Source organism: Acinetobacter sp. YH12117 (assembly GCF_013418865.1).
Classification (GTDB): Bacteria; Pseudomonadota; Gammaproteobacteria; order Pseudomonadales; family Moraxellaceae; genus Acinetobacter; species Acinetobacter indicus.
The window spans coordinates 1-22,210 of record NZ_VPBF01000014.1; the positions used below are offsets into that span (position 1 = coordinate 1).

Genomic DNA, 22,210 nt, shown 5'->3' on the forward strand with positions numbered 1-22,210 from the left:
TAATTCAAGTGAATTTGTTTGAAAGAAGAACTTTAAAAGCTTTATTTTCACCCGATAAAATACCCATAAAACAAGAGGAAGCTCAAATGAGCTTCCTCTTGTGAAAAATTGTGGGACAGCAATGGCCCAAAAGCCACTTTATTCAATATTCAGTATATAACTAAAAACGGATAAACGGTTCCGGATCCTCTTTATGATGATCTGTGGCCAGTTGTGCGGTGCCACCGGTTTTCGGTTCTGCTGAAGTTGCCGGAGGATGAGCTTCCGTATCGACACCTAAAGGTTCAATTAAATGCGGATTGTCTAGTGGCAGGGTCTGTTCCAGCTGCATATCGAAAATATCGGTCAGAATACTGTCAAAGCGCTGCGCGTTATAACTGAGTAGCTGGCTAGCTTCTTCGGGTTGAATCGCGCCGGTATTTAGGGCATCGGCAATGTGTTCTTCAAAACTGAGGCCATCAAAACTGCCTTTGGCTTCAGCTTTTTTAAAGCGATCCCACAGCGGTTCAATTTCGGTTAAGCTCTGGAAGGTACTTTCCATCCGGCCAAAGACATCGTCCGGGTCCGTGTTATAGAAAACATGCTGTTTCAGCTGCTGGCGAAAAGCATTGTCCTGCATCATGCTCATGGCCACATCACGTTTCAGCTGATCGCTTGGTGGCTGCAAGGCACGGCCCCACGGGAAGCAGATCAATTTCACGACGCCAGCCGCCAGCTGCATAGGGAAATTATTGAACAGTCCAAAGAAGGCTTCTTGTGCATTAAACAGTGCTTTGTCTAAAGCCAGTTGCGCATGCAGTTGCTCATCTGCGGTTTTTTGCCCATGTGCATAGTATTTTAAGATGGCGGTGGCAATAAACAGCTGCGCATGAATATCGGCCAGGCGTCCGGACAGCATTTCCTTGCGTTTAATATCACCGGCCAATAAACCCAGACACATATCGGCAGTCAGGGCAAAGGCCGCACTAAAACGGTTGATAGTTTTGTAATAAGGCCGGCTAAATTCATCGGCTTGTTGCGGAGCATCGAATGAACCGCCAAACCAGCCAAAGGCAAATGCGCGCGCAGTCCGGTTAAAGGTATAACCGAGATGATGGTAGAACAGTTCATTAAATTGTGTCAGCGCGGCATCTTTATCAGGGGCTTGTAGCAGTTGTAATTCTTCATACAAATACGGATGGCAACGCATCGAACCCTGGCCAAAAATCATCAGCGAGCGGCTTAAAATATTGGCCCCTTCAACGGTAATGGAAACTGGAATGGCCTGATAGGTCAGCGCCAGAAAGTTCCGTGGACCCAACTGGATGGCGCGGCCACCGACCACATCCATACCATGATTAACCACACGGCGCATAGACTCTGTGGCATAGTACTTGGCCATCGCGGTCATCACGGCAGGTTTGCCGCCCTGATTCAGTCCACAGGTCACCAGATAGCGAAAGGCTTCCAGCATATAGGTTTCACTGGCAATATCACTGGTGACTTCCTGTACGCCTTCAAATTTCCCCACCGACAACTTGAATTGCTGGCGGATTCGCGCAAAAGCACCGACATTTAAATAGGTCATTTCCCCGGCAGCGGTTGACAGTGCCGGTAAGGAAATCCCGCGACCGACGGCCAGACATTCCATTAACATGCGCCAGCCTTTACCGGCATTTTCCACACCACCGATAATCCAGTCGAGCGGAATAAACACATTCTGACCTTCGACTGTGCCGTTCATAAATGGTGAACCGGGATGATGGCGCGGCCCGACTTTTACTCCAGCATGATTGGCCGGCAGTAGCGCACAGGTAATGCCATAGTCGGTTTTAGTCTTATCGCCGAGTAAGCCTTCCGGATCATACAGTTTAAAAGCCAGACCAATCACGGTGGCAATGGGCGCCAACGTAATCCAGCGTTTGGAGAAATTCATTTTCAGACCAAGTACTTGCCGGCCTTCAAACTGGCCATAACAGACCACGCCAGTATCTGGAATGGCACCAGCATCGGAGCCGGCTTCGGGGCTGGTCAGCCCAAAGCAGGGAATTTCTTCGCCTTTGGCCAGACCGGGCAAGTAGCGTTTTTTCTGCTCATCGGTACCGTAGTGCAGCAGCAATTCACCCGGGCCTAAGGAGTTGGGCACCATACAGCTGACCGCGGCAGTTAGGGAGCGTGAGGCAATTTTGCTCATAATCCGGCTTTGCGCAAAAGAACTGAAAGCCTTGCCGCCGTACTCCTTGGGAATAATCAGGCCCAAAAATCCATGGGTTTTAATAAACTGCCAGGTTTCAGGAGATAAATCTTTGTGCTTATGATGGATTTCCCATTCATCCAGCATCTTGCACAGCTGTTCCACTTCATTGTCTAAAAAGGATTGTTCCTCCGCACTGAGCGTAGGATAGGGATATTGCTCAAAGGTATCCCAGTTGGGCGCACCCATAAACAGCTCTTTTTCCCACCAGCTGGTGCCGGCATCCAGTGCTTCACGTTCGGTGCTGCTCATGCTTGGCATGGCTTGTGACAAAGCCTTATACGCGGGTTGGGTGATGATTTTCATGCGCAAGGCATCCACCATCACAATTATGCTCAGCACAATTAACGGAATGCCTAAAATTAAGGACCAGGGATTAATAAAGGCAGAGACAATACTGACCGCGATCAGGGTCATGGCACCGCTGTTGCGAGACAGCTGAAAATAGAAAATCGCCCACAGTGTAAAAACAAGAATGACGATACTGAGTATAAAAAGCATTATTGTATTTCTCCCGGCTGCTACAGCATCACCGTGCCTGCAAGGAAAAATGAAAGAAATGCTGCTTCATTTTGTCTGAAGTCATCCGGTGAAGGCTGTTCTTGGAACTTCGGTATCGTTTTTTTAAATATCAAGACCATTAAAACGATTGCTAAAAACAAACTCTATGGATGAAGATTGGTTGAAAAATGATCGCTATTCAAGTAAAAACGCGCAACGAAATGTGAAGATAAGTAAGGGATTAACAGCTAGGTCAAAGAATGATAGAAATTTATTTCTGATTTGAATGGGGTATTTTTTTAAAGATGAGCCGTCTTTGGATTTAAGAGGAAATAGATGATCTCTCTGGGCTAAGAATTCTGATCCGAGGACGATGTAAAAATTTAAGTAAAAGATGACCTTGTAAAAAAGCCCCGAATCCGGGGCCTTGTTTTCTAAGCTTAGTTTTCTCAGCTTATGCTTCGATGGTTTGTACACTAATTTTCTTGGCAGGATCAGTCTTGCGACGTACTGCTGGAACTGGCTCACCGTAGTATTGACGGTCTGCAAAATAACTTGAGCGCACCATTGGTGCAGACCAGATATTTTTAAAGCCCAGTTTGCGGCCATGTTCTGCATAACGCTCAAATTCTTCTGGTGTTACAAAGCGGTCAATTGGTGCGTGCTGTTTTGATGGCTGTAAATATTGGCCAATGGTCACATAATCTACATCATGTGCTCTCAGATCATCCAATAATGAAATCACTTCTTCTTCAGTTTCACCAATACCCACCATCAGGCCACACTTGGTTGGAATTTCCGGGCAATATTCTTTAAACATTTTCAGCAGGTTTAAAGAGTGCTGATAGTCTGAACCCGGACGCATGGCTTTATATAAACGTGGCACGGTTTCAATATTGTGGTTAAACACATCTGGCGGACATTCAGTCATAATGCGCAGCGCAATATCCATACGGCCACGGAAATCCGGAACCAGAATTTCCAGCAGGGTATTCGGACTTAAGGCACGCGCTTCTTTAATACAGTCAACAAAATGCTGTGCACCGCCATCAAGCAGGTCATCACGGTCTACCGAGGTAATGACCGCATATTTCAGGCCTAAGTTGGCAATGGTTTCAGCCATATGACGCGGTTCATCCGGATCAAGTGCATTCGGACGACCATGGGCAACGTCACAGAACGGACAGCGACGGGTACAAATATCACCCATAATCATAAAGGTTGCAGTACCACCACCAAAACATTCTGGCAGGTTCGGACAGGCTGCTTCTTCACAGACGGTATGTAGTTTTTGCTGACGCAGTGTCGATTTGATCCGTTGAACTTCTTCTGGTGCCGCCATCTTGACCCGAATCCAGTCCGGTTTGCGCGGCGTTTCAACCGTAGGCACAACTTTTACAGGAATACGAGCGACCTTTTCTGCGCCACGAAGTTTAACACCCTGTTCTGGTTTACGGTTTTCAGACATATTCAACTTTTCCACTGTTTTGACGGGGGAGATATTCGAAAAATAGCGCCTCCATTATAACGGACTTGGGTGCAAATAGGAAAAAAACGATATTCATTTAAAAAATGTGGCTATCACGCAATATATGCTAGGTAAATACAGAAAATCATGATGTTTTCAGTCATAATATGCATATGAGATATAAACAGAATAGATTAGTTTAAGGAGCGTTGAATGCCACGTAAAAAAGAGGTGGTTGCCGGAACTTTCGTTAAATATGATGCGGTGGTCCTAGGTTCTGGTCCTGCAGGTGAAGGCGCAGCAATGAAACTTGCCAAATCAGGCATGCGTGTTGCTGTGGTGGATATGCGTGAGCAACTCGGCGGTAACTGTACTCACGTGGGCACAATCCCAAGTAAGGCGCTGCGTCAGACGGTATCCAGTATTATCCGTTACCAGCGTGATCCGATGTTCCAGAAAGTGGGCGACTGGAAACAGTTCACCATGAAACAGGTGCTGCGTAATGCACATAAAGTGATTCAGCAGCAGGTCGATACTCACTCACGCTTCTATGACCGCAATAAAATTGATATCTATCACGGTCGTGCTTATGTGCAGGACAAAAATACCGTGCTGGTATTCAGTCCGGAAGGCATTAAGGAAACCCTGATTTTTAAGCAGCTGGTGATTGCAACCGGTTCACGTCCGTATCGTCCAGAAATTTTAGACTTTAACCATCCACGTGTATTCGATTCAGACAAGATTCTGGATCTGGATTTCTCGATTCAGAAAATCATCATTTATGGTGCCGGTGTCATTGGCTGTGAATATGCCTCGATCTTCATTGGTCTGGACCATAAAGTCGACCTGATTAACACCCAGCATAAATTGCTCAGCTATCTGGATGATGAAATCTCCGATGCCTTGTCCTATCACTTGCGTGAACAGGGCGTGTTGATTCGTCACAATGAGCAGATTGATCATTTGGAAACCTTTGATGATCACGTAGTGCTGCATTTGCAAAGTGGCAAGAAAATCAAAGCCGATGCCATCTTGTGGTGTAACGGCCGTTCAGGCAATACCGATGGTTTAGGCCTGGAAAATGTCGGCCTGAAACCAAACAGCCGCGGTCAGCTGACGGTAAATGAGCAATATCAGACTGAAGTAGAAAATATTTTCGCTGCTGGTGACGTGATTGGCTGGCCATCTCTGGCGTCTGCTGCCTATGACCAGGGTCGCTGTGCAGGGGCCAACATGAGTGGCGAAGAAAATGTGGCACCGGTGACTGATATTCCAACCGGTATTTATACCATTCCGGAAATTTCTTCAATTGGTAAGACCGAGCAGGAACTGACTGAAGAAAAAATTCCGTACGAAGTGGGTCAGGCTTCTTTCCGTCATCTGGCACGTGCGCAAATTACCGGTGATACGGTTGGTGAACTGAAAATTCTGTTCCACCGTGAAACTTTAGAAGTATTAGGTGTACATTGCTTCGGGAATAACGCGGCAGAAATTATTCACATTGGTCAGGCGGTAATGAACAGCCCGAACAATACCATCAAGTATTTTGTAGAAACCACATTTAACTATCCAACGATGGCAGAAGCGTATCGTGTGGCGACCTTAAATGGTATGAACCGTCTGTTCTAAGCGGTTGCTCATACTAAAAAACCCGTAAACACAGTTTGCGGGTTTTTTTATGGTTGGATGAAAAGGATAAATATCCTGCAGTCAAAGTCCTGAACATCGGTGCATATTCAGTATCTCTAGTTCAGTTCCTGCTTAAAAAGGTCGGCTTCCGGCAAGGCTGATACGTTTTAACAAACGGCGCTGCTCGGCTGGAAATGGACGGGGGGAATGCAGGGTAGCCTGATTATCCCAGAACACAATATCACCGACTTCCCACTGATGCTCATAGGCAAATTCTGGTTGAAGCAGATGGGCACGTAACTGGGTAATCAGTTCGCTACCAGCCTGATCGTCATAGTTTTCCAGTTCCACTTCGGTATGGGTATTGAGCCACAAAGCTTTACGCCCGGATTCTGGATGGGTGCGCACCAAAGGATGTGGATAGGCATGGCTTAAAACCGGTTGATCTTTAAAGCGATACAGCGGACTGTTGCCATAAACGCCGTCTTGCGACGAGGCTTGGGTTTTCTGCCGGCGAACAAAAGGGTTGTAAGTAATTAATTGTAGCTGGTTGATATGTGCCTGAGTGTCGGCATCTAGGGCATTATAAGCTTTGATGGTATTAATCCAGCTGGTCTGGCCACCATTTTGTGGCAGTTCAATAGCATAGAGCAAAGAGCCAAAGGAGGGCAGCGGTGTCCATTGATGATCGGCATGCGGGCTTAATTCACCATGACCAGTATAATCGCCTTGTCCTACTGCATTGGAAACAGGCACGATATCGGGTGGTACACCGCTATCATCCTGCGCGGCCAGTACAGGCGTGTCGGCAGCGGGACGGAAAATTGAACCGAAATAGGTGGTAAAGGCCAGATACTGTAAATCATCCAGCTGTTGCTGTTTGAAAATTAAAACTAAATGTTCTGCCAAGGCCTGTTTCAGCCGGAAAATGGTTTCACCCGATTGAGCCTTGCGCGCATCTAATCCATACACCACCGCACCAAGAGCCTGGTCAGTGTGTGGAGCAATACGGATTTCGCTGCCGTCCTGGAATTGATTGGCCTGATGCCAGCGCGGTGCATGGTGAATGGTGAATGGCTTGGGAAAGTTGGGTCAGACTGGTCATGTTTAAGTTTTTCTCTCAGTGTTATTGCTTCAAGAAAATTTAGAAAAAAACGCAGGCCAAATAAAATCAGAAGAAATTCTAAACTTATGAAAAGGCTATAAAAATAATTAAATATATGATTTATATTCTTTTAATTAAAACAGCAAACCAAATAACTGAATTTGCTGTTTCGGGATTTGCTGTTGATGCTGCGGGTTTTTAAACATTAATGTGCACAAAACGCCTGATTAAAGTATTCAAACAGCTGCGGGGTTTTCATCCATAACAGCAGCGATAAAATAAAAAAGCTGATAATGCACAGGCCAATCAGAATTTTTAACAGCGACATTGAATTAGTCATGCACCACCGCCTGTTCATTCACAAAGAAATGTACCCAGACGCCAAAAGCACTTAGCGCAATCGAGAACATCCAGATGGCATTATAGTTACCGGTTAAGTCATGGTTCAGGCCACCCAGCCAGCCACCGAGGAACGAACCAACCTGATGGGTGAAGAATACAATCCCACTGAGCATGGTCAGATATTTCACCCCGAACATATTGGCTACAATGCCATTGGTCAGTGGCACGGTCGATAACCATAACAGTCCCATAATGACACCAAAGCCATAAATTGTCCAAGTACTGAGCGGTAACAGTAAAAAGGCGATAATGGCCAAGCCACGCAGACCATACAGCCACATCAGTAAATGCGGTTTGGAATATTGGCCGCCCAACCAGCCAGCCGTATAGGTGCCGATAATATTGAATAAACCGACTAAGGCCAGGAAGATGGTGCCGGTGGTGGCGTTAAATCCATGATCAATTAAATAACCTGGCAAATGAATACCAATAAACACCACCTGAAAGCCGCAGACAAAAAAGCCCAAAGATAAAAACCAGAACGGCTTGTGGTTTTTGGCAATCACCAGAATCTGCTTAAATGTTAACGCCGGTTGCGGTTTGGTGGTCGCTGCATTCGGGTTGGTATACATCGGTGCTTTTAAAGTCCATGCCAAAGGAATTAGCAGGGTCATTAAAATGGCGCTAACCACCAGCGCACCTTTCCAGCCTAAATTCTGCAATAACAGCAGCGTGGTCGGCAGCATAATAAACTGACCGAAAGAGCCCGCTGCGCTGGCAATTCCCATCGCCAGGCTGCGTTTTGAAGGATGGGCTGCACGGCCAACTGCGGACAGTAAAATCGGAAAAGAGGTGGCAGAGAGCGCCAGACCTAAAATTAAACCGGCACTTAAATTCAGCAGCCAGCCGGTCGAGCTGACCGCCATCAGCAATAAACCCAGTGCATATAAGGTACCACCAACAGCGACCACAATTTTACTGCCATATTTGTCGGCAAAGGCGCCGGTAATTGGTTGTACCGCACCCCAGATCAGGTTTTGCATGGCAATAGCCAGACTAAAGACATTATGCCCCCAGCCAAATTCATGGCTCATTGGCACCAGATACAGGCCAAAGGCATGTCGTACCCCCAATGACAGCGCCAGAATAATGGCACTTCCCATCAGCATATAAATCAGGGCTTTGGAAAAACGGGTATCTGACATAAAAAGTCCGGCAGCCAGGAAAGACCTGCTTATGTTAGTAGATTGCCGCGTGGGAGGCGATAGAATAAAAATTAAATAAAAGATAAAATTTTTTTATGGCTGCATCAAAAAAGACAGCCCGAAAGGCTGCCTGATGATGGACTGAAAATTAAAGCCTAGAAACGGATACCAATACCGGCATAGGCCAGAATCGGATTCACTTCAATATCGGCCTTAGAACGAATAAGTTCGCCATGTGTGGCATCGGTCACGGTAATGGTGGTGTCATTTTGCAGATGTGCATAGGACAGCGAACCAACCGCAAACCATTTTTCATTAAAGTCATAGGTGAAACCGACTGTTGCTACCGGTGCGAATGCGTCGGATGCTTCAAGTTCAACTTTCGGATTGGCATTACTTGGTGTACCTTCCAGTGATGCACCGGCTTGCCCCTGTTTGATATTGGCAATCATATGACCGGCGGCAATCAGATCCTGTTCGGTACGCGGGTTAATTTCCAGTTCGTTAAAGTAGGCATACATTAAACCTAGGCCGACATAAGGACGGAATTTATTTACACCGGTTTTACCGAAGTGATACTGAAACTCAAATGCTGGTGTCCAGGCACGTGCCGAGGCCGCAGGACCATGCGCTTCTAGATCGGTAATGAAAATATCATTTTCAAGCTCTAAATTTCCTAAAGCTCCGCCCATAGGTGTTGCAGTTGCTGAAAAAGGTGCATAAATTTTTCCTTTACCTTGTAAATCGACTTTAGGCGGAATACCAGCTTTCATTTCAAAAGAAATATTGTCGGTAAAAAAGTAATTGGTCATGATGCCCAATGTGGTGACATCATCGGCTTCTAAACCCGTACCTGGATTATCCCATTGACTGAGTCCACGGATTTCAGCAGTTCCACTCAGTGCTGAGGCGACATCAGCATTAATTAAAGCTAGCCCATCAAGAGTAGCCTTTAAGAAAGGATTGACGCTACTTCCTGGTTTGATATTGTCGAGCACCGTTTGTGCTTTGATATCTCCAACTTTTGCAGTTTCACCTTCTTTTACCGCGGTATTAACCTGAAAGGGTTGTGCCTTGCCTTGTGGCATGACATGCAATGCCCCGACTGAAACAGAAAAACGTTTAAAACCATCACCATCTTGCAGGCTAAAATACGGTGAGGCATAAGAAACAGCAGGTAAGGCCAACAGCGTGCTGGCAAATAATAAGGTCTTCTTCATATAAGGGACTCCATGTCCAATTTGTTGCTCGTTTTTATAAGGGCCATTATTTAATAGTTAGATAAAGCAAGACTGTTGTTTTTGAAGAAGATTGTTTTATACATTTGTAACATTCTTGAAATAAGTTTGCTGCTCTGTGACTTATTTATGACTTGTGTAGCTAGAAATGCTAATAGGGTTTTTAGGGATGAAACCTGAATATTGATATAAGTATTTGATTTGTTTATTTTAAGTTGAAGTTTTAGGCGATAAAAAAGGCCACATCAATGTGACCTTTCTGACAATTTTTTTAGTTTTTACGCCAATGACAGCTTAAGACTGGAAACGTGACAGGTCTTCTTCAGGACGTGCAGTCAGGACTTCCAGACCGTCTTTAGTCACTAAAATAGTGTGTTCATATTGCGCTGAAAGTTTGTGATCTTTGGTCACCACAGTCCATTTGTCGCCCAGTAATTTGGTTTGCCAAACACCCGCGTTTACCATTGGTTCAATGGTAAAGGTCATGCCTTCTTCTAAAATCATGCCGGTATCTGGCTGGCCATAATGCAGCACTTGCGGTTCGTCATGGAAGGTTGTTCCAATGCCATGACCGCAATATTCGCGCACCACACTAAAGCGCTCAGATTCGACATATTTCTGAATGGCATGGCCAATATCACCAATGGTCGCGCCCGGTTTTACAACTTCCATACCGCGGTACATAGCTTCCTGTGCTACTTTGCATAGACGGTTGGCAAGAATAGAAGTTTCACCACCAACGATGTACATCATGTTGGTATCGCCGTGGTAACCATCTTTAATGACCGTGACATCAATATTCAGGATATCGCCTTTTTTTAATGTCTTGTTTTCAGATGGAATACCGTGACACACCACGTGGTTTACCGAAGTACAGATGGTATGCTGGAAGGCTGGACGACCTGGGGCTGCACCATAGCCCAGGCAGGCTGGAATGGCATTTTGTACATTGACAATATAATCGTGACAAATCGTATCAAGCTCAAGTGTGGTTACACCCGGTTTGATATGTGGCTTGATCATATCCAAAACTTCCGCTGCCAGTCGTCCCGCTACCCGCATTTTCTCAATTTCATCTGCGGTTTTAATTAATCGACGAGGCGCTTGATAAGTACTGTTCATGATCTCTAAAAACTTTTGGAAATTTATATGTGACTATGGTATAAATAGCCGCCCATTTTATCAAATGCTTTTTCGTGAATAAATTTCGCGGGCATTGTGCGATGGGGCAACAAAATCCGCACATATATCGTCACATTACTCTGGGTGCCCTTTGGGGTGGAGAATGCGGATATATGGAGGCCTAACCCAAACTTTAAGGTAAAGAAAATGGCAGATTACAACGTAAGCATGCGCGACCTTCTACAAGCTGGCGCGCACTTTGGTCACCAAACTCGTTTCTGGAACCCAAAAATGCGTCAATACATCTTTGGCGCGCGCAACAAAATTCACATCATCAACCTTGAGCACACTGTTCCTGCGTTAAATGATGCTTTGAACTTCGCTAACCAATTAGCAAGCAAAAAGAACAAAGTTTTGTTCGTTGGTACTAAACGTGCTGCTTCTAACATCATCCGTGAACAAGCTCAACGCGCTGGTCAACCATACGTAGATCACCGTTGGTTAGGTGGTATGTTGACGAACTGGAAAACACTTCGCCAATCTATCAACCGTTTAAAAGATCTTCAAACTCAATCCACTGACGGTACTTTCGCTAAGCTGACTAAACGTGAAGCTTTAGAGCGTAGCCGTGAGATGGAAAAACTTGAACGTGCTTTAGGCGGCGTTAAAAACATGGGTGGTTTACCTGACGCATTATTCGTAATTGACGTTGACCACGAAGCAATCGCGATCAAAGAAGCGAAAAACCTAGGTATTCCTGTAATCGGTATCGTTGATACAAACTCTAACCCAGACAACGTAGACTACGTTATTCCGGGTAACGACGATGCGATCCGTGCAGTAACACTTTACGCTTCTGCTATGGCTGATGCGATCATTGCTGGTAAAGAGTATGCTCAAACCCAAGCAAATGCTCAAGCGAAAGGCGAAGAAGCTCCAGCTTCTGAGGCTTAATGCGTTTTTGACGCAAGCTTGTCATTTTTGCGACATGTGATGGTGGCAAAGTAAGCGTCATGTATGCAGGCGGCCCATGAGTATCCTCTGGGCCGTTTCTGTTCTAAAAAGAATTCATTTTCTACCGAATTAGGAGATTCACATGACTGCTATTACTGCAAGCATGGTTAAAGAATTGCGTGACCGTACTGGTTTAGCAATGATGGAATGTAAAAAAGCTTTGACAGAAGCGGGTGGTGACATCGAATTAGCGATTGACAACCTTCGTAAATCTGGTCAAGCAAAAGCTGCTAAAAAAGCAGGTAACATTGCTGCTGACGGTGCGATCACAATCGCTCAAGAAGGTAACAAAGCAATCCTTCTAGAAGTAAACTGCCAAACTGACTTCGTTGCTAAAGACGAAAACTTTGCTGGCTTCTCTGCGAAAGTTGCTGCTGCTGCACTTGCTGCTGGCGAAACTGACGCTGCAAAAATTGCTGAACTGAAACTTGAAGATGGCCAAACTGTTGAAGAAGCGCGTATTGCTCTTGTTCAAAAAATTGGGGAAAACATCCAGGTTCGTCGTGCGCAAATCATTGAAGGTGGAAACCTTGCAGTTTACAAACACGGTCTGAAAATCGGTGTTGTTGTTGCTTACACAGGTGATGCTGCGACTGGTAAAGGTATTGCAATGCACGTTGCTGCATTCAACCCAGTTGCTGTTACTGCTGAACAGGTTCCTGCTGAGCTGATCGCGAAAGAGAAAGAAATTGCTGAAGCAAAAGCAATCGAATCTGGTAAGCCAGCGAACATCGTTGAAAAAATGGTAACTGGTTCGGTTGAAAAATACCTGAACGAAGTTGTTCTTGAGCGTCAAATGTACGTAATCGACAACGAGAAGAAAGTTGCTGATGCATTGAAAGCTGCTAACACAACTGTTGCTCAATTCGTTCGCTTCGAAGTAGGTGAAGGTATTGAGAAGAAAGCAGAAATGAGCTTCGCAGAAGAAGTTGCTGCTGCTCAAGCTGCTGCAAAATAATTTATTTTGCGAAAAAGCCCCGTTTCGGGGCTTTTTTTATGACCAAGACAACAACAGGAAGAACAATGTCGAAGAAAACTAATATGGGCATTGGCGCAGTAATTGCGCTGCTGGTTGCGGCTTATTTAGGTATCGACCTACAACTGCAAAACTCCGGTTCAAATACCTTCACTCAACAGCAGTCTGAAACCACACTGCAAGCTCCCGTTCAGGATGATACCGCCAAAATTGCCCAAGCCTTTCAGCAACGAAAAAATGATGTACAGGTACAAGCTACTGGTACAGTAGTGGCACTGTTAAGTGATGACAATGAAGGTTCGCGCCATCAGCGTTTTATTCTGGAACTTGGCAATGGGCAAACCTTGCTGGTTGCCCACAATATTGATTTGGCTCCACGCATCGACCGTCTGCAAAAAGGCGATACTGTCGAGTTCTTTGGTGAATATGAATATACCGACAAAGGTGGCGTGATTCACTGGACCCATCATGATCCGCAAAAACGCCATATCGATGGCTGGTTAAAGCATCAGGGAAGCATCTATCAATAAGCCCTCCGGCATTGGAGCAAAATGCTTCCTGATGTGTAAGCGTCTTTAGGTTTGGACATCCAGATGCGTGGTGTGCTGGCGAGATTTCCAGGATGGTAAAATCTTGCCTAAATAGGCATCCATACACCAGAGCGGTCCAATCAGCAGGAATTGCAGATCTTTAAAGAACGATGGTTTTTTGCCTTCGACCTTGTGGCCATAGAACTGTCCAATCCAGGCAAAAACAAACAGCGCAATATAAAAACCAACACCAACCGGTAAAATCCAGATTAACCAGGCCATCACCAGAGTCAGTGCTGCCATGGCCACGGCCAGTACCAGATCCAGGCGTGCATAAAAAATAAAGACCAGCACCAGTAACAGGGCAGTAAGCAGGGCGCTGAAATGCGCAATGATGCCAATAATGGAAAAATAGATGGTCGGTACACAGACCCAGTGAATCAGTTTATTGGTCTTGTTTTGATGACTTTCGCTATATTCATCCAGCCATTCTGAAATTGTTTTCATGCAGTACTCCTTTTGCATTATTTTTCTGAGTTTCCAAGAATGTTCTCACTATAAACGAGAAGCGGAAAACGGTCAAAATGGGGCGGCAAAAATACCTGAAAATCGTAAAATGAGGGAAATAGGGAAATTCCTGTATAAAGGAATAGGGCTAAATGCGCATAGGATGCGTTTTAAGCGCAGAAAAAATAAAAAGCTACCTATGGATTCAAAAAGGAAGAAAAGCACGCTAAGCGTGGAAATGAAAGCAAATTTGTAGTTTCAAAATGGATTATTCGATTTTATGACCAGATCAGCGTATTTAAAATCCAAAAAACGGATAGGGAAGTAAGCGTCTTTCCCTGAATTTGGGCATTAAAAAAGCCACCTGAGGTGGCTTTTGGGTCATATGGTGCAGGAGCTTAAACGGGTATTAGGAATTTGGACCATCTACACGTTCAATGCTGACTTTGGCTACGCCAGCATTGGTAATGCCTAAACGTTTTGCAGCACCGTAAGATAAGTCGACTACACGGTTACCATGGAATGGGCCACGGTCATTAACCTTAACGATTACGCTTTTACCGTTGTTCTTGTTGGTTACACGGATATAGCAGTTCAGTGGTAGGCTGCGGTGTGCTGCAGTCATGGCATTCATGTCGAATGTTTCGCCGCTGGCAGTTTTACGACCGTGGAACTGACGACCGTACCAAGAGGCCATACCGGTCTGACTGAATTTACGAACAGTATTCGATGCTACGGTGTTTAACTTTTCAATGACAGAAGGCTCTTCTTCTGGGATTTCAATTTTTGCAGCGATGGTTTCGCGGCGGATTTTATCGCCAGAACGTTCTGTAATTGAAAGGCTATTTAAATTAGAGAAGTGGGTATTAAAGCTTTGTGCTTCTTTGTTTAGCACACGGGCAGCCAGGCTAGAGCTTTCATTGTCGTTATTGAACGATGAAGATTGCACCATTTCGGCTTGCGACTGACTTAAGGTAAATACCGTCGACAGCGCCAGTAAATATTTAATTGAAGAATGCATATGTTTAAAACTCCTGCAGCTTGATGCCGTGAATCAACCCTAAGTGGTTGATATAGCAGACATCATGCCTGTTATTTCACTTTTGCAACCATATTTGACGAAATGGATAATATTCATCGTTTACTAAAGGTGTCTAGTCTTTACACGGAAATAATGACAAAAAATACCAAACCTTTACCTCTTTTGGTTAAATAATAGCCAATATTGTAACAATGTATGTGAAAAGTCGGTTTTGTGCGCAAAATCTCGTAAAAAAATCTTGACTTTGTAACTTTTTAGTAAAAATAAGTTCTTATCGACTGACAATTTCAGTACCCAATAACCAGAGTGCAGTGGCATACATACGGCTGCGGTTATAGGTGGTAATCACCTGAAAGTTTGGATAGGTGATGTAATAAATTGGACCATAATTTTCTTGTAATTGAATGACATTGACCAGATCGAGGTCATCAATTTTCACAATCGGATTCAGCGGACTGATGCCCTGATTTTTCAGCACACCATACGGGGTAGGCAAGGTTAGATCTTTGGCAATCACTGCATCTGGAGTTGAACCGCTATAACGGGCAGGGAATGCAATCGGCTGATTACGCTGCCAGCCATGCTGGGCCAAATAGTTGGCAATCGAGCCAATCGCATCTACTGCTGAATTTCTTAAATCAATATGTCCGTTGCCATCATAATCGACGCCAAATTTAGGAATATTGCTTGGCATAAACTGTGGATAGCCAATTGCACCGGCATAGGAACCGACCACAGAATGGGTGGCAACACCATCTTTATAGCTCCAGGCAATTAGCGCAGACAGTTCACTCTGGAAATATTCGGCCCGGCGTGGATAGCCAAAACCTAAAGTGGCCAGCGCATCCCGGGTAATAAAAGAGCCTTTATTGGAACCAAAACCGGTTTCAACGCCTAAAATCCCCAGAATAATCGCTTGCGGCACGCCAAACTGCTGTTCGGCACGATTCAGGGTATCGGCATATTGCTGTTTGAAACGCACACCACGTTGAATGGTGCTTTCAGCCAGAAAATTGGTTTTATAGGCATACCACGGTTTGCTTTCACCGGGACGATTCATGATGTTGATAATATTTGGCAGATTTTTGGCACCGCTCATGGCGCGATCAATTTGCTCGGAACTGAGCCCATACTGCTGCATGGTTTTTTGCTTAAAGTTTGGATAGTCCGGATGGCTGAGGAAGTCATTGGCCTGAACAACACTGGATAAGGAAAGAGCACCAACAAGTAAAGAAAGACGCTGTAATTTTTTATAGAAATAACGATTCAACATATTGGTTCAATTTCCCAATGTATTATCAATTTAGTGACAAAAAGCAGATGGTGTTTAAAAATTAAAACAGGTTGAGCAAAAATGTCGATTTAAAAAAGACAGTTCACACAGGCAATTAAGATAACATTCATTCTGGCGCTACAGGCAAGCGCATATACAAAAAGTGACAAAGCCTGTCTAAAAAATGTGCGCTGTTTGTAACAAAGTTCAACCAGGGCTTCATCCTCCCTCCTTTATAGAGAAATGTTGCGGGAAAAGTGGCATAAAAAAACCTGACCGGAGTCAGGTTTATTAAAGGTGTTTCTGCTTAGGCATGAAACAGGGTGTCATGATATTCCGCCAGCGCGACCAGTTCATCTTTGGTCAGGTTTGGAATAATTTTATCTACCGCAATATGTACAGCTTTAATAACCGCAGCTGAGCCAATATCAGCTGCTTTACGTTTGATCATGCCCAAATCGAGGGTTTTATTAAAGTCACTCATAAAATGACGCACAGTAGCTTCGGCAAACTGTTTATACAACTCGGCCAAAGCAGACTTGTTAATGTCATTGCCGGCTTTAATTTCGGCATAGGTGTTTTTCAGATTGGTCACCAGGCTGGCATCTAAACTTTCACCGACACGCGTGTTGCCGTCTGCATCTTTAAACAGGCTGCGTTCAGAAAATTCAATTGATTGCTTGACCACATCGTTCGGGGCTTTACTCAACAATTGCTTGAGTAACACCGCTACGGTGGATTTGACATAACCGGCCAGTTTTTCCGCAGTATCGCGTTTGTCACTTGGCGGGAAACGGCGGACAAGCTCGGTTAAAATGGCATCAATGATTTCATCATTAATCATTAATGCTGTTTTATCACGTAATGGATACAGCGGTTCGCTTGAATTTTTTTTCTGCTGCGCAGTTTGAATGGTATTTAAAAGTTCCTCGGAAGGAATAAAACCAAAAAATGGCATCTGTTAACCTCAATGTTTTTTTATTGTCGCGCTAAACGAATAGGGCGAGGCATCCATGTTAAATCCGATACACGACATGGATTAATGTCTAATCCGCCACGACGTGTATAGGTGGCATACACCATCAGTTTTTCAGGATTCAGGTTTTGCCAGATGTCGGAAAACATCTGTTCAACACATTGCTCATGAAAACCGTTATGCTGACGGTAAGAAATAATATAAGCCAAAATACTGCGATAACAAGGTTTTTTACCCTGATAGCGGATAAAAATTGTGCCCCAGTCAGGTTGACCGGTGACCGGACAGTTACTTCTCAGTAAATGTGAATACAGTTGCACTTCGACCTGTTCGTCTTGCTCGGCATCGTGCTGTAATAAGGATGCATCCGGATGATTTTCCAGTCGGGTCGGGCTTAAGTCATCAATACATATGCCTTCAGGATGGCTAATTGCCAGATCATCGACAGATAACAGTTCCAGATTGACCTGTGCCTGTGCCGCGACTGATAAATCCTGCTCGACGGTATTGATCAGCGCGTCTGTTGAAGCAAAGGTGCTAAAGTTCAAACTGTTGAAATACAGCTTTAAAGATTTCGACTCGATTAAATTTGGTGAGGTGGCAGGCAAGTGAATCCGGCCAATAGCAACTTGCGGAACGCCGGCTGCATTTAACCAGGACATCTCAAAGACATGCCACCAGTCTTTACCTTGCTGAATACCAGCCACATGCGCATATTTTTCCCGCGCTTCAGCACGCGCAATCGGAAACAGCACATCAGGTTGATAGGTTGTTGGGTACTGAGTGTCTTTACCCAATAAAGAATTTTCTACGCTCATTATTCACGCATTCCTGAACCACGGGAGAGTAAATGATAGGCAATGCCATATAACACAGCACAGCATAATGTAATCACGCCTAGGGAAACGGTCACGTTGACATCGCTATGTCCTAAAATGCCATAACGGAAGGCGTTGACCATATACACCACAGGGTTAATTAAAGAAAGGTTTTGCCAAAACGGCGATAATGCACTAATTGCATAGAACACACCACCTAAATAGGTGAGCGGTGTTAGCACAAAGGTTGGAATAATGGAAATATCATCAAATGATTTGGCATAAACGGCATTAATAAAACCGCCTAAAGACAGTAATAATGAAGTGATCAGTACGGTATAAATAGTCACAAACCAGTTGGTAATGTATAGGTCGGTGAAAAACAGGCTCATTAAGGTCACAATAATGCCGACCAGTACGCCGCGACATACTCCACCCAGCACATAGCCCCACAAAATGGCATGTAATGGCACCGGACTCATGATCAGTTCTTCAATGCTTTTCTGGAATTTGGCACTAAAGAAACTAGAGGAGACGTTGGCATAACTATTGGTAATGACCGCCATCATGATCAGGCCGGGCACAATAAACTGCATATAGCTAAAGCCGCCCATTTCCCCAATACGTGAACCGACCAGATTACCGAAAATCACGAAATATAGACTCATGGTGATGGCCGGTGGTAACAGGGTTTGTGGCCAGATCCGCATAAAACGGCGGATTTCCTTATGAACCAGCGTATACAGCGCAACTCTTAATTGATTAAAGTTCATTGCGCGACTCCTGCAAGATTTTTCTCTACCATCTTCACAAATAATTCTTCAAGACGATTGGCCTTGTTACGCATACTGCGCACCTGTACCCCTTGTGATTCCAGTAACTGGAACAGCTCATTCACGGTATGGGCCTTGTCCATAGTCACTTCCAGGGTTAGCGGATCGACCAGATTAAAACGTACCCCGATAATATCCAGATGAATGGGCTGAATTGGTTGAACCAGATCGAAAATAAAAGTTTCTTCATTCAGCTGGTTCAGGAAGCCTTTCATGGTGGTGTCTTCTTTAATCACACCGCGGTCAATAATGGCAATGCGGCGGCATAGCATTTCTGCTTCTTCCAGATAGTGGGTGGTCAGAATAATGGAAGTGCCACTATTGTTCATTTCAATCAGGAAATCCCACATCGAGCGGCGCAGTTCGATATCGACCCCGGCGGTCGGTTCATCCAGAATCAGCAATTTCGGTTCGTGCATCATGGCGCGGGCAATCATCAAGCGGCGTTTCATCCCGCCAGACAGCATTCGCGCTTGCGTGGCACGTTTATCCCACAGCCCCAGTTTTTCTAAATACAGTTCGGCGCGCTGCTGCGCCACTTTTTTGGGAATACCGTAATAACCGGCCTGGGTCACCAGAATATCAAAGGTTTTTTCAAAATGACCAAAGTTAAACTCTTGTGGTACCACGCCCAGACACTGTTTGGCTTGAGAGGGATGGGTATCCAGATTGTGGCCAAAAATTTCCACGGTACCCGAGGTTTTCTTGGTTAAGGAGCTAATGATACTGATCGTTGTAGATTTGCCTGCACCGTTGGGACCCAGCAGCGCATAAAATTCACCTTCAGGTACAGTCAAATTGATACCTTTTAAGGCCTGAAACCCATTGCGATAGGTTTTAGACAAGTCTCTTAACGTCAATGCATCAGTCATGAAAATCTCGCATGGTGTAGGGAGAGGCTATTGTGAGCGATATTGCCCAATAAACCAAGTAATCTACCGGGAATTCTGCATCGTATATTTGGAACGATTGCTTAAAGCATAAGCATAAAAATAAAGAACTTATATATAGTTGCTTTACCTTGTGCATTTTTTTGTTATGATGTGCGACGCGCGCTCGTAGCTCAGTTGGATAGAGTACAAGTTTCCGAAGCTTGGGGTCGTGGGTTCGATTCCCGCCGGGCGCACCAAATTCTGATCAATAAAAAACTATAAAAATTACCAAGATTCAATCATTTAAAACTCTTTACTTCAGTTTTGAACCAAAATCCTTTCCATAATCTGGCTTGAATAACGAATGCTGAACCATCATCGTAGGACAGTGCTTATTGGTCTGCCTTTCTATATTTGGTTAAAAAGTAGTCATTGAACTGCATTTTCTTTGCATTTTTTATCTTTATTTTGATTAAAGAATCATCCTTTCTAGATTTTTATCGCCTCATCACCCACAAAATAGAAACATCCGTTTTAAGCTTTAAACAGGACAGAAAGGCTGAATAAAAAACCTGTTTAATCAGAAAAAATCTCGTCGCTATACCAGATCAGTTTAGTGAGATATAGAAGCACCTAAATTTAAATAATCTATATGATTTTAAAATATTTTTTCTTTATATGACTGGCATTGAGATGGCATATCAAAAATAAGCATAACTGTCGGATGAATTCGCCATAGCCGGAAGCGATTTTTCAGCCTATAAATGTCGCAGGGTAAATTACTAAAACACCATAAGAGTCAGAACAATGGGTTATATCGTTAAATTAATTCCTGAAGAAGTCTATTTTGTGCCGAATGATCATGAAATTGGCATGACAGAATCGCGTGAAAAAGCAATTGTAGAGGGTCTGTTTTTCGAATATGCCAATGCGCGGGCAAAAGTCAGGCTGTTTAATAAAGACCTGGTTGAAAATATTGATTACATCATTGAATCGACCAGCGAAGATCCGGTGCAACTCAAGTAAAGCTAGACATAATCCAAGAAAAATAATCACAGAAAAAGGACGCTGAATTGAGCGTCCTTTTGATAAATAGGGGATCAATGAGTCGTATCTAGCTTATTCATTATGGATGATTCGGTTCCTGATACACAATCAGGGCCGTTAAAATAGGAACTGCGAAGGCTGGAATTAACAGCATAATCCAGTACTCGACGCTTGGCATGTTGCTCAAGAATTGATACACGATAAAACCTAGACCTAAAACTGCAAACAGGCAGAATGCAAACAGAATAATAAATTTTTGCATCTTCAATTCCTCTTTTTAATTTAATGTCTCAAGTCCACTATAACGGATAACGCAGAATTTAGAAAAAGACTTATGTTTCATTCTGTTGCCGGCGATTGTTTGCTATCAATCTAGCGATAGAGCAGGGTGAAAATGAGAGCAGATGCGCTGAGAAAAATAAGGCTGAATTTCACGACAGAAATATAATAAGCCTGATTAAGTTTTGTTCAATAGGCTTTTTGCTATACAAATGCTGAGAAATGTTAGAAGGCTTGCCAATCCAAGCCGAAGGGGACTATAGTGAACCTACAGTAGGTCGCAAAACAAAGACGCTACGATGTAGTTGGACGGATCAATGACAGCTTGTTGAGTTTGTAACTCTGGTTCAAACAATAGATCTAGCACTAGCCTTCCAACATAAAAAAGCTCGCAGCAATGCGAGCTTTTTCTTGCTTAAAATAACGATGAATTGAGCGTCACATTGAGCAAATTGTTAAGAATAAGAAAAATCGGATAAAATGTTAAACCATAAAAATCAATCACTTATTTTTAATTATACTGACCTAATAAAGCATAGAATTAACATTGTCAAACAAATTAACAACTCTGTTTAGTCAAACTTGAATCAGCTATGCTATAACAAATTGTCTTCAAGAAAACCAATGATAAGAGGAAATAACCATGAGCCAATTAATTGATATTAAAGTAGAAGATCAGTATCAGCACCGTTATGATGCCAAAGCACAGCTGCGTCAGATTGCTGAAAATGCCAAAACAGCTGAATTGCCGTTATTTAAGAAAATTGACCATATTATTGTCGAGGATGAAATTATCCTGCCAAGTATTGAATTATTTTTTGAAAGCCAGAAGAGCAATAATATTTATAAAATTATTGAATAGAAAGAAACTTAGCATTTGCTAAGTTTCTTGTTTTAAGCTGGCCTAAGCGGTTTCAAACTGATTCAGCACATGCGCCAACAGTTGATAAAGCGCCAGACGATTTTTATTGGCCTGCTCAACTTCTGTTTTATTTAAGCGGATTTCTTTTTTCAAACGACCTTGTGTACGTTGTTGTACACAGACATGCTGCGAAGATACCGGATCATTTTTAAGCGTTAATTGTGGGCCTTGATGATAATGAAACAAGGCATGTAAACATTGATCCAAGCTCGGATAAAAATGAGAAATGGTTAAGGCGGTGAGGTTCGCAGACTTAGGAATATGCCGACTCATACGTC

At 43.9% G+C, this 22,210-nt stretch carries 21 protein-coding genes, 1 tRNA gene and 1 pseudogene; 7 read left to right on the top strand and 16 right to left on the bottom strand.

What is annotated here, in order from left to right:
• Positions 1 to 160: 160 nt before the first annotated feature.
• Both FTU55_RS06830 and lipA read right to left on the bottom strand, forming a co-directional pair.
• Positions 161 to 2,734, bottom strand: coding sequence for an acyl-CoA dehydrogenase (locus FTU55_RS06830; RefSeq protein WP_180046589.1), 2,574 nt, complete (start codon positions 2,732 to 2,734; stop codon positions 161 to 163).
• 454 nt (positions 2,735 to 3,188) lie between these two features.
• A complete protein-coding gene (lipA, locus tag FTU55_RS06835) occupies positions 3,189 to 4,202 on the bottom strand; it encodes a lipoyl synthase (RefSeq protein ID WP_005179140.1) in 1,014 nt (337 codons plus the stop codon).
• Between the two features lie 213 nt (positions 4,203 to 4,415).
• Between lipA and sthA the strand changes: the two genes are divergently transcribed.
• Positions 4,416 to 5,831, top strand: coding sequence for a Si-specific NAD(P)(+) transhydrogenase (gene sthA, locus FTU55_RS06840; RefSeq protein WP_005179136.1), 1,416 nt, complete (start codon positions 4,416 to 4,418; stop codon positions 5,829 to 5,831).
• 132 nt (positions 5,832 to 5,963) lie between these two features.
• Here the strand turns inward: sthA and FTU55_RS06845 are convergent.
• The 5 genes and pseudogenes from FTU55_RS06845 to map form a co-directional block, all read right to left on the bottom strand.
• Positions 5,964 to 6,936, bottom strand: a pseudogene (locus tag FTU55_RS06845) (TauD/TfdA dioxygenase family protein).
• A 205-nt stretch (positions 6,937 to 7,141) separates the two neighbouring features.
• Positions 7,142 to 7,276 carry a hypothetical protein gene (locus FTU55_RS15125; RefSeq protein ID WP_005179131.1) on the bottom strand — a complete coding sequence of 45 codons (135 nt, stop codon included), beginning with the start codon at positions 7,274 to 7,276 and terminating at the stop codon, positions 7,142 to 7,144.
• Positions 7,269 to 8,483, bottom strand: a complete 1,215-nt coding sequence (locus tag FTU55_RS06850; protein ID WP_180046593.1) for an MFS transporter — start codon at positions 8,481 to 8,483, stop codon at positions 7,269 to 7,271. Before FTU55_RS06850 ends, FTU55_RS15125 begins: the two co-directional genes overlap by 8 nt.
• 155 nt (positions 8,484 to 8,638) lie before the next feature.
• A complete protein-coding gene (locus tag FTU55_RS06855; protein ID WP_180046595.1) occupies positions 8,639 to 9,703 on the bottom strand; it encodes an OmpW family protein in 1,065 nt (354 codons plus the stop codon).
• A 312-nt stretch (positions 9,704 to 10,015) separates the two neighbouring features.
• Entirely contained in the window at positions 10,016 to 10,843 is an 828-nt protein-coding gene (map, locus tag FTU55_RS06860; RefSeq protein ID WP_075166964.1) for a type I methionyl aminopeptidase, read from the bottom strand.
• Between the two features lie 207 nt (positions 10,844 to 11,050).
• Between map and rpsB the strand changes: the two genes are divergently transcribed.
• The 3 genes from rpsB to FTU55_RS06875 all read left to right on the top strand — a co-directional run bounded on the left by rpsB (position 11,051) and on the right by FTU55_RS06875 (position 13,363).
• Positions 11,051 to 11,797: a 30S ribosomal protein S2 gene (gene rpsB / locus FTU55_RS06865; RefSeq protein WP_005179120.1), complete on the top strand. Its 747-nt coding sequence runs from the start codon at positions 11,051 to 11,053 to the stop codon at positions 11,795 to 11,797.
• A 142-nt stretch (positions 11,798 to 11,939) separates the two neighbouring features.
• Positions 11,940 to 12,815, top strand: a complete 876-nt coding sequence (gene tsf, locus FTU55_RS06870) for a translation elongation factor Ts (protein ID WP_180046597.1) — start codon at positions 11,940 to 11,942, stop codon at positions 12,813 to 12,815.
• Positions 12,816 to 12,880: 65 nt separating this feature from the next.
• Positions 12,881 to 13,363, top strand: a complete 483-nt coding sequence (locus FTU55_RS06875) for a DUF3465 domain-containing protein (protein ID WP_180046599.1) — start codon at positions 12,881 to 12,883, stop codon at positions 13,361 to 13,363.
• A 45-nt stretch (positions 13,364 to 13,408) separates the two neighbouring features.
• On the opposite strand, the gene FTU55_RS06880 is transcribed toward FTU55_RS06875, so the two are convergent.
• The 7 genes from FTU55_RS06880 to FTU55_RS06910 form a co-directional block, all read right to left on the bottom strand.
• Entirely contained in the window at positions 13,409 to 13,870 is a 462-nt protein-coding gene (locus tag FTU55_RS06880) for a DUF962 domain-containing protein (RefSeq protein ID WP_180046601.1), read from the bottom strand.
• 409 nt (positions 13,871 to 14,279) lie between these two features.
• Positions 14,280 to 14,891, bottom strand: a complete 612-nt coding sequence (locus FTU55_RS06885; protein WP_005179113.1) for a septal ring lytic transglycosylase RlpA family protein — start codon at positions 14,889 to 14,891, stop codon at positions 14,280 to 14,282.
• 292 nt (positions 14,892 to 15,183) lie between these two features.
• Complete coding sequence (mltB, locus tag FTU55_RS06890) at positions 15,184 to 16,185, bottom strand: lytic murein transglycosylase B (RefSeq protein ID WP_005179112.1); 1,002 nt, start codon at positions 16,183 to 16,185, stop codon at positions 15,184 to 15,186.
• 307 nt (positions 16,186 to 16,492) lie between these two features.
• Positions 16,493 to 17,143, bottom strand: coding sequence for a hypothetical protein (locus FTU55_RS06895; protein ID WP_180046603.1), 651 nt, complete (start codon positions 17,141 to 17,143; stop codon positions 16,493 to 16,495).
• A gap of 20 nt (positions 17,144 to 17,163) precedes the next feature.
• Positions 17,164 to 17,979, bottom strand: a complete 816-nt coding sequence (gene queF / locus FTU55_RS06900; RefSeq protein WP_180046605.1) for an NADPH-dependent 7-cyano-7-deazaguanine reductase QueF — start codon at positions 17,977 to 17,979, stop codon at positions 17,164 to 17,166.
• Complete coding sequence (locus FTU55_RS06905; RefSeq protein ID WP_005179108.1) at positions 17,979 to 18,752, bottom strand: ABC transporter permease; 774 nt, start codon at positions 18,750 to 18,752, stop codon at positions 17,979 to 17,981. The genes queF and FTU55_RS06905 overlap by 1 nt, the downstream gene beginning before the upstream one ends.
• Positions 18,749 to 19,684 carry an ABC transporter ATP-binding protein gene (locus tag FTU55_RS06910; protein ID WP_005179107.1) on the bottom strand — a complete coding sequence of 312 codons (936 nt, stop codon included), beginning with the start codon at positions 19,682 to 19,684 and terminating at the stop codon, positions 18,749 to 18,751. Before FTU55_RS06910 ends, FTU55_RS06905 begins: the two co-directional genes overlap by 4 nt.
• 180 nt (positions 19,685 to 19,864) lie before the next feature.
• Between FTU55_RS06910 and FTU55_RS06915 the strand changes: the two genes are divergently transcribed.
• Both FTU55_RS06915 and FTU55_RS06920 read left to right on the top strand, forming a co-directional pair.
• Positions 19,865 to 19,941 (top strand) — tRNA-Arg (locus FTU55_RS06915).
• A gap of 550 nt (positions 19,942 to 20,491) precedes the next feature.
• A complete protein-coding gene (locus FTU55_RS06920; RefSeq protein ID WP_005179105.1) occupies positions 20,492 to 20,710 on the top strand; it encodes a hypothetical protein in 219 nt (72 codons plus the stop codon).
• A 100-nt stretch (positions 20,711 to 20,810) separates the two neighbouring features.
• Here FTU55_RS06920 and FTU55_RS06925 read toward each other — a convergent pair whose 3' ends face one another.
• Complete coding sequence (locus FTU55_RS06925; protein ID WP_005179103.1) at positions 20,811 to 20,993, bottom strand: hypothetical protein; 183 nt, start codon at positions 20,991 to 20,993, stop codon at positions 20,811 to 20,813.
• A gap of 660 nt (positions 20,994 to 21,653) precedes the next feature.
• On the opposite strand from FTU55_RS06925, the gene FTU55_RS06930 reads away from it, so the two are divergent.
• Positions 21,654 to 21,872, top strand: a complete 219-nt coding sequence (locus FTU55_RS06930; protein WP_005179101.1) for a hypothetical protein — start codon at positions 21,654 to 21,656, stop codon at positions 21,870 to 21,872.
• Between the two features lie 42 nt (positions 21,873 to 21,914).
• Here the strand turns inward: FTU55_RS06930 and FTU55_RS06935 are convergent, their stop codons facing one another.
• Positions 21,915 to 22,205: a hypothetical protein gene (locus FTU55_RS06935; protein WP_005179099.1), complete on the bottom strand. Its 291-nt coding sequence runs from the start codon at positions 22,203 to 22,205 to the stop codon at positions 21,915 to 21,917.
• Between the last annotated feature and the right edge of the window lie 5 nt (positions 22,206 to 22,210).